The following is a 16,231-nucleotide window of genomic DNA, read 5'->3' on the forward strand; positions in this document are numbered from 1 at the left end:
TATTTGTCACATGTAGCATCCATATAATCATTGTCCTTGGGTATCGAACTTTTAGTTATGGATGTTTCATAATCTTAATATTTACTGTTGACCTACCTATCTACAGACAGGTTTTTAATTTTTTTTAAAGAATTTTCAAAATAATCTGTAATCAATAGCCCATGCGTATTTTTAGGAAAATGCCGTTTTTCCAAATGGATTAAATACCCGGTAGTAACCATCTCATAAGAATCGATTATTGACCCTCTGTTGATTTCAAAAAGCGTTACCGTTCTAAAAGAATAAGGCTCACTTTTCAGATTTACTTCCGATGTCACAGAAATAACTTTTTGCACAAGCGCATACTGGATAATTCGATTATATACCCCATCTGTCTTTTTCTGACGATACACATCATCCACCGAACTATTCCCCAACCAAAGAGCTTTTTCAATATGATTTTCATAACTGGTAGCATCAATACCATAGAAATAATTATGGAACAAGCGTAAATGCTCCAAAGCCTCTACTTCTAGGTTTTCTTTTTGACTTACCCATTCAAGAGGGCTGATAGCACCATCCGTATGAATAGCAAAAGCCCCATTCAAGGATTTCGTGTACATTGTATAGGATATAAAACTTGAAGCTACCGTAGAGGTAACAGCCCCAATAACGACCACCAAAACAATAAAACGGTTCAGTTTTAATACCTCATATATATTTTTATAATGTGTTTTCATCTGTTTTGTAATTAACTTTTAGTTTGTATTCTATTATATCGATAGGTATGCCTTTTACCTATTAAATGTCCATTATGGGCTGCCTTAGGCACCGCTGAATAGTTTGAAGGTGAATGAAGTTGCCCGTTTATACAATTTGAATTTCAGAAAAACGATAAACCCAACTGTCCCCAGTTCAATGATCGGGGCAAACACAGAACTACCAAAATCTGTCCCAAAGAGGTTAAACCAAAAATTAGTGGTAAGCTCGACATATAATGCATTCACAAAAATATTGACCATAAAAAAAGCAGGCACTAGCATATAAACAGCCGTATACAATTTAAAAAACGAATAAGCCATAGCCCTGAATTTTTCAAATACCGCAAGGCTTATCACCAAAGGAAAAAAAGCCTGCATGATACTCAACAAGAAAAAACGTTCCGTAAGGAAAAGGGGATAAATAAACAAATCCAAAAGCCAAAGAAATACACTTAAAATAAAAGCCAGAATTTTTAAACCAAATAGCGGTGATACCAAAGCCTCATATAACAAAGCCAAGCCCTTTCTAGTAGCATCTAAAACCCCAGCATCATCTTCAATAGAAATGTCCTGAAGCTGCAAAGGTAATAGGGCAGGGGCAGTACTACGATATTGCCCTTCAATAGCCACTAAAATAGTATCAAAGACACCCAAAACCTGCGTAGAGAATATGACCAATATAACAACAGCAAAATTCTTGGCAAGTTCCGTAGGCGTTAACCCCCAAGTATAGCCCTCATTATTAGCAATACCTTCATTATATTTCTTTAAAATATTAATCAAAAAGAAAAGAATAGCAAGGGTCTTCATGCCAGTAATAGTATATCTGGAAAAATCACTATCCTTTATGGTCTGAAAAACAGCATCCACATATTCCAATCCGATATTTAAAGAAACAACATCCAGCATTATCTAAAAATTAACGGTTCTATTATTGATTTTGTCCTGCATTTCCCGAAACGAAATAATATCACGATACCGCTTTGTTTTACGTTCCACTTCAGCCACCATTTCCTTAGAGCGCATTTCCTTTTCCTTAAGGATGGTAGCCCGCTGTGCATCCGTCATTTTCAGAAAACCACTCGATAACACCTGTTCTACAAATTCCAGATCCTCTAAAGAACTATCGATAATAGCATTAAAAGACTCCGAAACCCGGGTAACCTCCTCAGGTTTGATATAAGGGGAATTCAGAATATCCCGAAGGTCATCCCTGACCATATCAAAAAGACGTTGGTTGTTTCGCGCAAGTTCCCGAACAGCCTTTAACTGTTTAATAACATGGCTTACTTTTTCAATGCGTTCTTTTTGCTGTTTCATAAACTCAACAGTCTTTATAAGATTTTTGGTTTGCTTCGCAGCTTCAATAATCTGTTTGCCCAATGTGATAAAATTGGTATTATCATACACAGGCATTCCCTGAGCCACACTGTAGCCATTTGGTATGAGCAAGGTTGCGGATACCAATACGATTTTAATGATTGTTTTTTTCATAGCGATTTAGATTTAAGATTAATAAACTTAGTGATAGCCGTTTCCATACAGCCATAGTTCTCATAAAGAGCCATTATGGTCTCGTTGTCAGAACCATCAGTGAGGTATGCGGCAAAAACTTCCTGAGGGACTTCCAAACGAAATATGTTACTTTCCTTACCGATCTTTATAAATATTTCTGTGTACTTGCGCCCACCAGATAAATTATTCTTGATGGATTTAAGCTGATTGAGGTCGTGACTAGAAAGGTTCAACCGTTTTATAAGTTCATCATACCCCTTTTCATTGTTAAGGCTATAAATAACCTGTGTGTTTTCTAAGATACTTGCAGATGTAGAATTGTTGGGAAGCTGATTAATAGATTGCAGAATAATCCCTATGGCTCCCTCTTGTTTCCGTATAGCTTGGTAATAAAACTCTACAGATTCCAGTACATTGTCAAATTTTAATTGTTTGGCGAACTCATCAAAAAGAATAATACCCTTCTCGTCCTTATTTTTCCAAATAGTACGTTGAATAGCGGTCTTGATCAGTTTAAGCATGACGGACAATATTTCCTTATTATCTTTTACCTCGTCCAACTCAAAAACAATCAATCGCTTATCCTCAATCTTATACGATTGGTCTTCGCTCATTTCAAAAAGAAAACTGTACAAACCATCCCGTACATACTCCGATAAAATGTGTAAAAACCCTTCGATATTAAAGTAATCTGAATGAATGTGCAGTTTACTTAGAAGATCTTCCCGTTGTGATTCTATAAAGTTGTAAAAACCATCCAATGAATGACCTTCTGAAGTGGTTTTATAATAAGAATTGAGTATTTTCTTTAAAGCAACAGACTGTTCCTTTTTGGGATTAGTACCAATACCGATTAATTCAAAAAGAAATATAGAAAGGTCTTCTAAGCGTTCAGGTTCCACATCGTTGGGATTTGTTATATAAAAAGGATTGATGCCCAGATTTTTACCACTTTCATAGCGTAGTACCGTAAATTGTTCAGGGTATAAGCTTGCAAATTTTGTGTATGAGCCACCTAAGTCAATAATGACCAAGCGGATACCCATTTCAAAATATTGGCGCAAGATATTATTCGCCAAAAACGATTTCCCCTCGCCCGTAGGTGCAAAAATGGCAAAGTTTCTGGCCTTGATCCGCTTTTTTTGTTCATCCCAAACATCCTTGAGCACAGGAATATTATGCTCCCTATCATTAAAAATAATCCCCTTAACGTCCGATCTATAATTCGTATTATTAATAAAAAAACATAAAGCATGCTTTAAATCCGTTACAAAAAGATCCTCATTAGAAAAATTAGAAGCAAAACAAGGATAACTATTTAAAATAAAGTTTTTACGCTCCTCACCACGGGGATAATAAGGAACCATATCCAGTTCCTTGAATTCTGCTTTTATCCGGGAAGTCATATTCTCCAATTGAGCACCCTCATGACTCCAATAGATAATATTCAAATGCCCACGAATAATCCTAGCATTATCGTCATTATTAATTTGATTTTGAATACCCTCAACTTTTTTTAAGATGACTTTATTTTGAGTCCCGAAATTCGAACTCTTTTTAAGCTCCTCGATGCGCTTATCCAATAATTTGCGCCACTTATGTTTATCATCCAAGTAAATAATTTGATTGACGATATGGTTCTCATTTAAAGAAAGTCCCAACCCATCGATAAACCCCTGATGAAAAGCAAAATCATCAGAAGTAAACCGCTCATTAATTTTACTGGTCTGGACACTGTCGCCAAAACAAGATTCATTATTAATAGCCAGCACATCAAAATGATTGTTCCCGATCGTGACTTTAGATGCATCCAACAATATATCCGTATCAAACCCGACGTTAAAACCGTTAAAGAAATCAGAGGTCAACCCAAGTATATCCTTTTCACTAAGAGGTTTCATTGAGATCTTTCTGCTATTATTGATATAAGTTACAGCGTCATTAACAGCAGTAAGAAAACTATGCGCGTTCTGATCAAGTCCCTGATAGATGCCCTTAGAAACCTTTCTAAACGGATTGACATACTTAGCATTATTAAGCGATTTGTTTTTAGGATACGTAAAAAACAAATAAGAACGATGTTCAATATACTCCCGACCCTTAAAATGGCTATGCGTAGCTTTCGCTAAAAAGGTATCATTAGGCAAATATTCAGAAGAAAAAGCTTTCCTTAAATAGATGTCCTGCTTATGAATAACACAACCAGCAGGTAAAGATTTTAAAGCCTGAAACCAAGTACCGTACAAATTCTCAAAATCCTTTTCCGAAAGCGAATAAATTTCCGGAAGCTCTGAGCGGTAACAAACTACGACATTACCATTATTAGCAAAAACAATGTTATCCTGTATCTCAATGATAGGGTTATATAAAGCAATATTAATCTTCGACATAATCAAGCATATTAATGTTTTTGTTACTTATGATTTTTGGAAATACCCTATTAAAACTTAAGAGGTTTACAACACTAGAAGCCCTAGTAAGCGCGATGTAAAGTGTCCCATTCCAAAAGATCGCGACTATAATGACCACAAAACTGAAAGAGAATATGATAATCAGTAACGACGCCAGAATAGAAAGCATCATCATGGCAAAGAGGGATATGGGGAGCCCCCATATCATAGCCCCCTTGCGAATGTTTTTATAGACTTCAAATTGTTTCATAGTTTTTATCTTTAATAGTGTAAAGTCGCTTAGCGACCTTATACCACAATACCTATGAGATAAGTAAAGATGCCCACGACAGCCCCAGCGATTAAGACAAATACCAATACTCTGGTAATGCCTTTTTTAAGATCCGCATTCTCTCCGAAAAAATGTCCGGCATTAAATAAGAACCCGATAAGAAAAATAACTCCGAGAATAAGGGGGAAAATAGACCTAATGGTATCCGATACATCATTAACAGAATCCTCGATACCTCCAATTTGTGCAAAAGCAGGAAGACTTATAAGAAGCATCCCCCACGTGATTTTAATTGTTTTTTTCATCACATTATATTTTATGGCTTCCCAAAATCAATGCAGGGTAACCGATTAACAAATAAGTTTTTATGAAATTTATAAGAGATAGGAGGGATGAAGCAGAAAACCCTAAAATTTAACGGAATTGAGCGTTAAATTTTGAATAATAATTATGCTATAGAGCAAAACTTTGAATATTACACAAGAAAATTAAAAACAGAAGGCAATGAAGCGAGCACAATTTACTTTCATAATATCCCTCATTTTTATGGCAAGCCCATTAATGGGGCAACAAGGAGATCAAAACAAAAAAAGCGTGATCATCATAGGCCCAGGACATGGAGGCGTGGACTCTGGAGCTATAAGCAAGACAAGAATAAAAGAAAAAGATGTTGTATTGGAGGTAGCAAATGAAATCTTGATATTAAATAAGACATTGTTCAATAGCACCTATGACATTTATTTAACCAGATATTCCGATACCTTAATTTCGTTGCACCATAGAACCAGACTTGCGAGGCTATTAAAACCTGAATTATTTATATCCCTACACTGTAACCATGCAGATAACATTGGAGCCAGTGGAGTAGAGGTATACCTTTATAACAAGACCTATTCGGAAACAGCTCTTTTAAAAAAGTCAAATAAAATGGCTATAAACCTTATAAAGGAATTGAAAAATAAATTAGGGTATAGAAACAGAGGCGTAAAAAAAGCCAATTTTCATGTGCTAAGAGAAACCGTAAACATTTGTCCAGCGGTTCTGGCTGAGCTGGGTTTTTTGTCCAATTCAGACGAAGCCAATCATTTAACAAAAGAAAGAAATATAAACGCTTTGGCATTAGCTATACTAATGTCAATAAGACTATAGGATTATGAAAGCATTATTTTTCAGTTTGGTAAAATTATTAAAAAAAATCATTTTACATGTGATCAAAGCATTTTTAGCCTTTGCCAAAAGCTATGTGCAAAAATAAAAACAATCATATAAGTAGCCAAAACTTATATTTTTATAGTAGATTTGGCTAGGTATAATTATATAGTATGAGAAAATTGATAGGTCGAAAAACCGAAAAAACAATCCTGTTGGACGCATTAAAAAGCCATCGGGCAGAACTTGTCGTTATTTATGGAAGAAGGCGTATAGGAAAAACATACTTGGTCAGGGAAGTATTCAAAAAAAATATAGCTTTTGAATTTTCAGGAATATTTAAAGCATCATTAAAAGACAACCTAACAAAATTCCATCTTACCCTATTGGACAAGGAACCAAATGCCAAAAAACCTACAAATTGGATAGAAGCATTTCATGAATTGGGGAAGGTCTTTGATAAATCAAGGATCAAGAGCAAGCAAGTTATCTTTATAGATGAATTCCCATGGCTCGACACCCGTAAATCAGGCTTTCTTTCCGCTTTTGATAATTTTTGGAACAGTTATGCCACTAAAAAAGATAACTTGGTGGTGGTAGTATGTGGCTCCTCCGCATCCTATATGATAAAGAAGATTATAAATAACAAAGGGGGCTTACATAATAGGCTGACCCAACGCATACAACTATTGCCCTTTAACCTGAATGAAACACGGCAATTGTTAAAACATAACAAAGTCAAGCTGTCCCTTTATGACATCATAAAAATCTACATGGCCATGGGCGGCGTTCCCCATTATCTCGAAAAAATAAGATCAGGGGAAAGTGTCGCACAAGCCCTTGATAGGCTATGCTTTAATAAAGACGGTTTTTTAAGGACAGAATTTAACAATGTATTTGCCTCATTATTTGAACAACACGAAAACCACGAATCCATAATTAGGGCATTAGCAAATGTCCGCAAAGGGCTTACAAGAAACGTGATATTATCAAAAAGTAAAATACCATCTGGGGGGACACTAACAAAGACCCTTACAGAATTGGAGCAATCAGGTTTTATAGAAAAGTATACCCCATACCAAGGCGTGAAAGACTCCCTTTATAGGCTGACCGATGAATACTCTCTATTCTATATAAAATTTATAGAAGGTACAAAAGCATCAGTCAAAGGATACTGGTTAAAAAAACAAGGACAAAAAAGTTATATAATATGGTCCGGATTTAGTTTTGAAACTATTTGTATAAAGCATGTAGAACAAATCAAAGAAGGGTTAAAAATTGGAGGAGTAGGAACAACCAGTGGAAGTTGGATTGAAAAAAATACCGAAAACGGCGCCCAGATAGATTTACTTATCGACAGGGACGATAATGTGATCAACCTTTGTGAAATGAAATTTTACACCACCACTTACACTTTGAATAAAAAGTATGCCAATGCCATAGCCCAAAAGGTAAACACCTTTGCAAATAGTACCAAAACCAAAAAGAACATCTTTGTTACGTTTATTACAACTTACGGCTTGGTCCAGAACCCGTACAGTAATCAATACGTTCAGAACGAACTGACAATGGAACACTTGTTTATTGAATTATAACTAGCCAAAACTATAATATAGTATATACTTTTGGCTGGTTATATAATTTAAAACCTTAAATATTTAATTCACTCCAGACCAAAGGATGTTCACTGGCAGCATGTCCCTCATGTTTAATAGTATTAAAAATATGCCATTGCGGTTGTTTTTTAAACCAGATACCCTTACGAACAATCCCGCCTTTTTTTACATTATCAAAAAGTTTAGAAGAAAACATGAGATAGTCCCTTTGTTTAATATTGACACCCATTTTATAAGCACCCATTCTGAAATAATCAGCATCCTTACCCTTATCCAAATCCACCTCGAACGAGTCATGTTTAGTAATATTCTTTAAATCAGTATCCCTAACAAGCGGTGAAAGAGAATCACTATAGGGCGGCGCATTAAAAGTGCCCATGATTGCAACAAGGCTGTTAGTTTCTTTTATATTTCTGTAGAGTTCTGCGATTATTTTAGCTTGCTTCTTTCTTCTAATATCAATTTTATTAGTACCATCAAAACCATTGGTAAAAAAAGTTGATAACAAGTTTAGTTTATACCCCTTAACAGTCTTTAATTCATATTCTTGAAGATCCGTATCAAAAATGGGATTACCATCCAAATCTAGATCATTGACATGTGTTTTTATGGATGTTATTTGATAGCCTTCTTTGGTCAATATGCCAATACCCCTTCCATAAGCATCATTAGTCTCAAAATATAAAATATGCTTATACCCAAAACCATTATCCTTACTTAGAAAATACTGGTTAAATTCGATTAAAGCCTTCCGGTTCTCAACTTCTAATAAAATAAGAACATCTGGGGAAATGTTATTAATAACCCTAGCTTTATTCCTAATGGCTATCTCATCAATAGGACTGGAGTTTAATTTTATCCAACCGTTCCAATTCGTCAAATGATTGGATTTATAAGGTTCAAGATTATCGGATTTTTTGATACGGATATCACCAGATTTATGCCGCATGGTTATATAATGAGAATTTTGAGATGTATCTAATTCTAGAAAATTTGATAGTACTCGCATGCGTTCAAAATCTTTATCAGAACAAGCTTCTTTCGTCAATAAGTTTTCAAATTCCATGGTCCAATAATCTTTATTGTTTTCTCGAAACTGATTAATTAAATGGTTTTCCCTGTGAAATATATTTTGGATATTATAAGTAGCAATAATCATAATCTATTATTTTAAAAAGAAATTCTTATTATCCTGTAAAATGGCGTTTATCTCTTCTTCATCGTAATAAATAATGCCGCCCAACTTTGAGAAAGGGATAGTTTTATTAATTCTAAAGTTTTGAAGTGTTCCAGGGCTGATACCCATTTTATCCATGACAATATTTGATTTTATCCACTTGTCAATGGTAATTCTATCATAGTTAATTAGTAGCTCTTTAATATCAGAAAGCAGTTCTTTCTTAAAGTCTTTTAAATCCTCCGAAGTGATAATATTTGCAGGCATAATGATTTATTTAGTTAAGGATTGAAGAATTACATAATCAATTAATAACAACCCTTACGATTTATGCAAATCTGAATAATTTTAGAGATAAAAAATCACCAGTTCCACCAGAGTCGGGTGAAATTTTAACAGTTTTTAACACTGTTTTAAGTAAATGCAATAAGGGAGAGAATAATATGATAGAGTATTTATGAAGAAGAATCCCAACGGTTTGGATGAACTAAATCCATTATGGATTCACTTTCATTATTGTAACGAAAATCTAACCCTTGTTAGCCAACCATTTACTATAAGATGAGCTCAGATAAAACTGGAACCTGAAAACGTTTACACGAACTTGAAGAGCCGTATGAATTAAGGGGTTCACGTGCGGTTCTGGGAGAAGTTAGGGATGAAATTCCTCTGACTTACTCGACTGGCAAATCGTCTGTCAATATTTAGTATTCCATTAATTTGTTTTTGTTCTATTCGTGTTTCAGTTCCTCAAATAAGTTTGAACCATTTAATTTAGGAATACATTTTTCAATTAGAAAAGGAATCGTATCAAATTTTATTGTCGATTTACTAATTACTAACTGAACCATCAGACCTCTTTTGTTTATCTCTTTTGATTGATCAAATATAAAATTTCCTATACCGTAATAAATTGGTTTTTCTTTGTATGTTTCAACTGTCTGAACTGTATGTGTATGGTGTCCAATAATGCAATCGGCACCAGAATTAATCAATTTATACGCATCTTGTTTTTGAGATGTTAATGGGATTAAAGTATGTTCTACTCCCCAATGCAATTGAATTAATATTATGCACTCAGGATCAGCATTTCTTAATACTTTAATTCGCTGGGCTATTTTATCAATTGATTCTTCACAGACACATGGCATATCTTCTAAATACGTCCAATTTTCCGATGGTACTCGTAATGATGATAGCACATAGATATTTCTGGGTTCAGTGGCAATTAATTCTTCCTTACAAGCATGTTTTACATTTTCGCCATAGCCCAAAGGAAATAAACCACTTTTTAATATTTTCGATTGTGTATCTACAAGCCCATCTCTTCCCTGATCCATAGAGTGATTATTAGCTAGATTTAAATGAGTTATTCCATGTTTTTTTAATACATCTAGCCACTCTGGATTGCCTCTGAAAATATATTTTTTACTGATTGGTTCTTTGATATTGGTCGCTGGGCATTCAAGATTAGCGATAACGATATCATTTTCATGAAATACAGAATCTATAGAATTATGAAACAAACTCTCTATTCCTAAATGCTCTATTCGTTCGCGCACACCTCTATCTAAAAGTAAATCACCTACAAAAATTATTTTTTTTGTATACGATTTTTCATCTTTTGACTGACATGAGCTTATTAAAATACTCATTAACAGAAAAATGAAATTCTTTTTCAACATAAGATTAGCAGCCTGAACTATAGAAGATTTTCTCATTTGATTTTGGTGATTCTATAGGAAGAATAATTTCCTTAATCCATTCTGGTTGCTGTGGAGCTTCATTATTTTCCAGCATTTCTTGCCACTCTTCATCAGTTAAACGATTGCCCAAGGGAAGTTTAAACTCATGATAGTTTAAAACAGCACCTTTAGTAATGTATAAATATCCTTCAATTTCAACAACAACAAAAATGTCATTTACATCACCTGTCGCAACATGGAGTATCCCACTGTCTGGATTATTATTACCATTAGCGGTATAAACATCTGCAACAATAGCAACCGATTTATCAGGCCCTTTTACATTATGCCAGCCATCCAAATATTGACCTTTTTGTTTTACTAAATCTAAAGTAATCCACTCGAAAGTACTTCCAATATATTCAATCTGACGATATTCTGCTTCTGATAATTTTTTTCCGGCCAACTCCTTTTTACTTGCCGTAAGTAAAAATTGAGCATTTTCTCTCATTTTAGTTGTAATTCTTCCAATTTCACTTGTCATCAGGTTATTTCTTTCAAGAACAGATTTAGTTAAATCGATTAACTCTATTACGGCGCTCCAATATTTTATATTTGGTTCAACATACCCTACAGTATATGGTGCAGGCGGGCCGCCACCTCCACACTCTGCAGCCATTGGTTGTTCGGCATAAAGAATGGCATCATGTTTTAATTCTGCCCAAGAAGACAAGGATGCATTTAAATCTTTTTTCTGCCACTGAGCGTTTTGCATAAAATATGGATAACTATTGTCTGGTTTTTGAAGTTCAAGTAAGGTTTTAATCCATTTATTATAAAGGGTAGCATCCCAGTTTACATCTTTCATCTTGTGTTTTAAGTCAGATAATTTATCAGGATATTTATCCCAATTTTCACCTTCATGCAATTCATTAAGTAAAAGGTTTTCTGCAGAATGACTACCAAAAGCTGCCATTACATCCAATCCTTTTGGATATCCCCTTTTAGTTGGATTAGATTCAGCATCCACAAGCTCCTGCAGTATCTCATTATCGACAAGATAACGTTGAGGAATAAAATTAATTTTATCCACACAGCCTTTAGGGAGTTTAGGTTTGATTTTATTCTGAGCATCAGCCACTTTTTTCACCTCTTTTCTGAAATTATCGAATATATCAACATTCGATAATAGTTCCCCTAATGCATAATTACCATCATTATATAATTTAGCCAGATTAAGAAAGGATACATTGTCTGGAGCACCAATAATGAAATTTATAGGCTCCATTAATGCTTTGTAATTATTCATTGAATTATCATTCTTTGCAAGAACTGAAGCACTAAGTATTGCTCTTTTTAGCTGTTCGTCATTATCCAAACAAAATGGAGCTGTCTGTAGCCACATCATAGCTTTAAAATATTTTTTTAGGCTCTCGGTTCTAGTATAATGACCTCTGGGTTTATAGAGACTATAGGGGAACTCAACCATATTATAATCTAAAAAAGTTGATGTTTTATCTATTGCCTCATTAATATGGTGTAACTCTTCATGATATAAATTTTCAAATACAGAAGGTACTTCTACCTGTTTATCTGTTAATACGGTATATGCAATAGCATAATATGTTTCATTGTATTGAGCCATGTTTTTAATAGAACTGTCAGAACTTGATGTTGCAATATCATTCATGTCTTTCATCATGCTTTGGCATATATCTGATATGAGTTTAATGAACTTATCTTCTTCTATTGTTCTAAGTACATATCCGAAATACATATGAAATAGCTGCATATACATATCAGTAGTTACAAAATTTGGGAATTGCTGATAATCATTTTGCTCGTATACATGGAATAGCTGAATATTATCATTTGGAACAATCGCAAAACCATTTTTATCAAGCATATCCATTAGTTTTGGATTAACCTTCTCAAGCTGAAAGAGATTCACAATATTGTCCATATTGGCTACAGTCCTGTTATTTTGAGTTTTTAAATTTATAGACTTTAGCTCATCCTCTCGTCTTTTTAGCTTGTTTATAAACTCCTGTTCTTGTTTGGTAAATGAAATAGGTTCTATGATTTCACCTCCTTCTTCAGACCACCATCTATCCTCCATTTTTTTTTCGTACCAATTGGTAGTATTAAAGTATGCTCTTAGATCGGCTTTCATAAAGCAGTAGCCTTGTTTTGCAAAAAATGAGTTGCGAAGAATTCGAATATCCGAGAGGCTAAGTTTGGTAATATCCATTTCAAAATCAACTTCTTCAAATACTATGGTCTCTTCTGTAGTTTCTTTTTCAGACTCAATATTTTTTGATATGATTTTATCAACCTGTTTTGAGTCTGAAGAATTATTTTTTTTTGAATTTTCTGATCTGCAAGAAAATAGAAACAATGAGATTAATATTAAAATATAATATTTCATAATTTGATAATTATCGCTTTTTATTCGTTTAATAATGCCTTCGCTTTTTCGATAGTAATTTCTCTATTTATATAAGTTGTGAACTTAAGGCCAAATTTTCGCCATTTATATTCAGCCACCAAATATTTTCCACTTTTTTCTTTTTCAATACTTCGTATCCGAGCCCCTTTTTTGTCTTCAACGAATTTAAAATCTACCAATTCTTGTCCCAATGATGAACCAAGCCAAAGAGGTCTTACCAGACCATAATAATTTTTAAAAATAAAAAGGCGTTTACTCATCGTAGAATCAAATCGCGTGGTTTTTATTACCCCAACAAGTATATCGTCTTTCCCATTATTGTCTACATCTCCAACCTGAAATTGATAAACAGGATATGGAAGTTGCCAATTATTAATAGTAGTATCTGTTTTTATTTGAACATAATGAAGTGTATCATTCTCAGAAACAAGAGAAAACTTATTATCTTCAACGCTTAATTTTGAACATGATATCGCGCCAAGAAATAATATGTTTATGTATAAAATAATCTTAATCGCTTTCATTTTTAAAGCCAAATCAAAAGATTTGGCGGTCTTTGTTAAAAGTATAAAACTTTGGATTAGGCGCCAAAACTTGTAGGCTTCCCGTAATTAGAACTGTTTGTTTTTCAAAAAATATCAAAATTATTGTTTTTAATTCAAATGGTGCTAACCTCATTTGAATTAATTTCAGCATATACTACTGGTGGTATTTTTCCAAAGGAAGGAGTATTCTATTATTTATATGTAGTAATTCAGGCATAGTTTTTGAAGAATATTCTTCAAAATAATTATCTAACCTTTTAATTTTACGACTCCTACATCAGTAAGATTATCTATACCGAAATAAATTTGGGGGATACAAATTTTATAAAGGGATAAAGGTATGGACTTGAAAATTTTATCAAAAGAGTTATCGGATGAACTAGATAACGTTCAATTAATTACTTTAGATGTTGTAAAACAGGCAGATTTATCAATTGTGCTGTGTCGCAACTTGATATCAAAATTTAAAAAGGCTATTACAAAAAAAGGGTTTGAGAATGATAAAATGGAAATTGAGTTTTTCAAGGAAATAAAGCAAATTCCATTATCCAATTTAATCTATTATTCCGAATTGCGATCTTTTGAAATACAATATCCAAAAGGTAATACAACATTCAAAAAGCAAGCCATAGTTAAAAAGATTAATAAGCTAAATCGGTTCTTTGTAGTTAATATGGATTTTGTTCAATACATTGAGCAGGAACATATGTATTTGGACGACCATTATTTTACTAGAATCTATTTCAATAATTTTAATGCTACCCATTCAAAGTATTACTACCGTGATCCTGATTTTAGCACTTCCCACGACCTTTTGTTAGCTAAATTAACGGCAAATAAGAGGCTTATAAAATATTTAGAAGAACGGTTTAAGAATGTAAACAGAAGGAATGGTGCAAAGATAAAGAATGTGGTAAAAGGCTTTAAATGGACGGCTTCAAAATCTGCATTAGTAGAACTCATCTACGCACTCAATTATAATAGGGCAATTAATAATGGAGAAATAGAGCTTAAAGAAATGGTTATTCGATTTCAGGAAATTTTTGATTTTGATATGAAAGACTTTTATAAAACCTATTCAGAAATAAAAGCCAGAAAAAAGAGCCGTACAAAGTTTTTAGATGAACTTTCTGAAGGCTTGATGTCCCGAATGAATAAAGAGGATGACTAACTGTTTTACACAAAACCAAATATTTATAAAAATCTTTTGAATGACATTGACTTATTGGAATTTTGAATTGTTTTTAACTTTAAATTTGTCTATCTTAGTATCAAATAACGTTAAGTTAAATCAATTAAAAAGGGACTTATTCGGAACCTTTTTAATATAAAAATTGATAATATACCGAACGTAAAGAGATTAGAGGGTAAGGGCATCGTCCTGCCACCCCGATGACATAGAATATCAATCTATACTAAAAACCTGTTAATCGTATGATTAACAGGTTTTTTCATTTTTAACGATATCTAAGGAGTATAAAAAACATCACTAAGGACAACAAATAGTTCCCAAATTTTGCCTCCCATGGATTCAATAAAGTCATGGTCTTCATATCTGTCGTAAATAGTGGGGTGATCAATCATCCCTTTGCTTGGATAAATGTAAGTGATTAAGCGATCACAATGATGATAATTCCTGTCATCATCAAGCTCGATCTTAACTTTAAATTTGGTTTGAAGTTGGTCAAAAAGATTTAAGTGATTTTTTTTTTTTTTTTTTGGTTTTGTTTAACTTTTGAAGGGTCAACAGAATTGAAGAAATCTAACGTATCGTTTTTTATTTGAGATGGAATGTTCAAGTTTCAGTGTTAATTTTTTACGTAAATCGTAATTGCCCATAACAATGGGATATGTGTACTGGTACACATATATCCATTATCTTTTTCACAAATCTAGTGGATTTCTGATGGATTTGAAGCTATTTACGGCAACATGTGTATAAATTTCTGTTGTTTTTATACTACTATGCCTTAAAAGAATTTGTATATATCTAATATCAATGCCGTCTTCTAAAAGGTGTGTAGCAAAGCTATGTCTCAGTATATGAGGGGTTACCTTTTTAATGATACCAGCTTTTTTACTTGCCCTTTTTACAATCTTGGTAACATTTCCTACCGAATACTTTTGTTCACAAACACCCTTCATAGGTTTCCATTGTGTATAGTATATCCTTAAATCTTTTAAAATAGTATTTGAAAGTATCGAATAGTGATCTTTATTATTCTTGGTATTACTTATATAAATCAACATACGTTCACTGTAAATGTCGGTTATCTTTAAGTTTAAAAGTTCACTCCTACATAAGCCCGCTGAATACAGCAAACCAACTATGCAACGATGTTTTATGTTGTTGGTACTATTAATTATAGCAAGAGTTTCTTTTTTGGATAGTATCTGCGGGAGTAAAAATACTGTTAATTGTACAATTAACGGTGTTTTTGGTTTTTGACATTTTTTTGATGCCAAAGATAAGTACGTTTTAACTCCTATTCAATTTAATGGAGTCTATAAAATGAAAATTTTATTTGCAAATGTAAATTCCGCAAAACTTTTTTCTGTATTTAGGAGGATTATAGTATTGTTCAACTTACAATTCTGAATGTGTCTTACAGACTTCTCTAGATACTGAAATAATTAAACAAGTTAAGCACAAACAACTCACAGATTTTTAAT

13 protein-coding genes and 1 pseudogene are annotated in these 16,231 nt (G+C 33.3%); 3 read left to right on the forward strand and 11 right to left on the reverse strand.

Annotated elements, in window-relative coordinates:
• Positions 1–92: 92 nt before the first annotated feature.
• The 5 genes from Q4Q40_RS22355 to Q4Q40_RS22375 form a co-directional block, all read right to left on the reverse strand.
• Positions 93–719, reverse strand: a complete 627-nt coding sequence (locus Q4Q40_RS22355; RefSeq protein ID WP_303304287.1) for a conjugal transfer protein TraK — start codon at positions 717–719, stop codon at positions 93–95.
• Positions 720–803: 84 nt separating this feature from the next.
• A complete protein-coding gene (locus Q4Q40_RS22360; protein ID WP_303304288.1) occupies positions 804–1,649 on the reverse strand; it encodes a hypothetical protein in 846 nt (281 codons plus the stop codon).
• Positions 1,650–1,652: 3 nt separating this feature from the next.
• Positions 1,653–2,234 carry a TrbJ/VirB5 family protein gene (locus Q4Q40_RS22365; protein ID WP_303304289.1) on the reverse strand — a complete coding sequence of 194 codons (582 nt, stop codon included), beginning with the start codon at positions 2,232–2,234 and terminating at the stop codon, positions 1,653–1,655.
• Positions 2,231–4,645, reverse strand: a complete 2,415-nt coding sequence (locus Q4Q40_RS22370) for a TraG family conjugative transposon ATPase (RefSeq protein ID WP_303304290.1) — start codon at positions 4,643–4,645, stop codon at positions 2,231–2,233. Before Q4Q40_RS22370 ends, Q4Q40_RS22365 begins: the two co-directional genes overlap by 4 nt.
• A 309-nt stretch (positions 4,646–4,954) precedes the next feature.
• Positions 4,955–5,242: a hypothetical protein gene (locus tag Q4Q40_RS22375; protein ID WP_303304291.1), complete on the reverse strand. Its 288-nt coding sequence runs from the start codon at positions 5,240–5,242 to the stop codon at positions 4,955–4,957.
• Between the two features lie 199 nt (positions 5,243–5,441).
• Between Q4Q40_RS22375 and Q4Q40_RS22380 the strand changes: the two genes are divergently transcribed.
• Together Q4Q40_RS22380 and Q4Q40_RS22385 are read left to right on the forward strand one after the other, a co-directional pair.
• On the forward strand, positions 5,442–6,086 hold the full coding sequence (locus tag Q4Q40_RS22380) for an N-acetylmuramoyl-L-alanine amidase family protein (RefSeq protein ID WP_303304292.1): 645 nt from the start codon (positions 5,442–5,444) through the stop codon (positions 6,084–6,086).
• 173 nt (positions 6,087–6,259) lie between these two features.
• Entirely contained in the window at positions 6,260–7,681 is a 1,422-nt protein-coding gene (locus Q4Q40_RS22385) for an AAA family ATPase (RefSeq protein WP_303304293.1), read from the forward strand.
• Between the two features lie 55 nt (positions 7,682–7,736).
• Here Q4Q40_RS22385 and Q4Q40_RS22390 read toward each other — a convergent pair whose 3' ends face one another.
• From Q4Q40_RS22390 to Q4Q40_RS22410, 5 genes are all read right to left on the reverse strand, one after another.
• Positions 7,737–8,861: an endonuclease/exonuclease/phosphatase family protein gene (locus Q4Q40_RS22390; RefSeq protein ID WP_303304294.1), complete on the reverse strand. Its 1,125-nt coding sequence runs from the start codon at positions 8,859–8,861 to the stop codon at positions 7,737–7,739.
• 6 nt (positions 8,862–8,867) lie between these two features.
• Positions 8,868–9,146 carry a helix-turn-helix domain-containing protein gene (locus Q4Q40_RS22395; RefSeq protein WP_303304295.1) on the reverse strand — a complete coding sequence of 93 codons (279 nt, stop codon included), beginning with the start codon at positions 9,144–9,146 and terminating at the stop codon, positions 8,868–8,870.
• A gap of 464 nt (positions 9,147–9,610) precedes the next feature.
• Positions 9,611–10,600 carry a CapA family protein gene (locus Q4Q40_RS22400; RefSeq protein WP_303304296.1) on the reverse strand — a complete coding sequence of 330 codons (990 nt, stop codon included), beginning with the start codon at positions 10,598–10,600 and terminating at the stop codon, positions 9,611–9,613.
• Positions 10,569–12,992 (reverse strand): DUF3160 domain-containing protein, encoded by a 2,424-nt coding sequence (locus Q4Q40_RS22405; RefSeq protein ID WP_303304297.1) that lies wholly within the window; start codon positions 12,990–12,992, stop codon positions 10,569–10,571. Before Q4Q40_RS22405 ends, Q4Q40_RS22400 begins: the two co-directional genes overlap by 32 nt.
• A gap of 20 nt (positions 12,993–13,012) precedes the next feature.
• Positions 13,013–13,537: a hypothetical protein gene (locus Q4Q40_RS22410; protein WP_303304298.1), complete on the reverse strand. Its 525-nt coding sequence runs from the start codon at positions 13,535–13,537 to the stop codon at positions 13,013–13,015.
• Positions 13,538–13,898: 361 nt separating this feature from the next.
• Here Q4Q40_RS22410 and Q4Q40_RS22415 point away from each other — a divergent pair, with 361 nt between their 5' ends.
• The gene (locus Q4Q40_RS22415) at positions 13,899–14,729 is read left to right on the forward strand and encodes an RteC domain-containing protein (RefSeq protein ID WP_303304299.1); all 831 of its coding nucleotides are present in this window, start codon (positions 13,899–13,901) and stop codon (positions 14,727–14,729) included.
• Between the two features lie 713 nt (positions 14,730–15,442).
• Here the strand turns inward: Q4Q40_RS22415 and Q4Q40_RS22420 are convergent.
• A pseudogene (locus tag Q4Q40_RS22420) lies at positions 15,443–15,961 on the reverse strand (tyrosine-type recombinase/integrase); the annotation flags it as partial.
• Between the last annotated feature and the right edge of the window lie 270 nt (positions 15,962–16,231).

Origin of the sequence: Flavivirga jejuensis (assembly GCF_030540765.1) — a bacterium.
Classification (GTDB): Bacteria; Bacteroidota; Bacteroidia; order Flavobacteriales; family Flavobacteriaceae; genus Flavivirga; species Flavivirga jejuensis.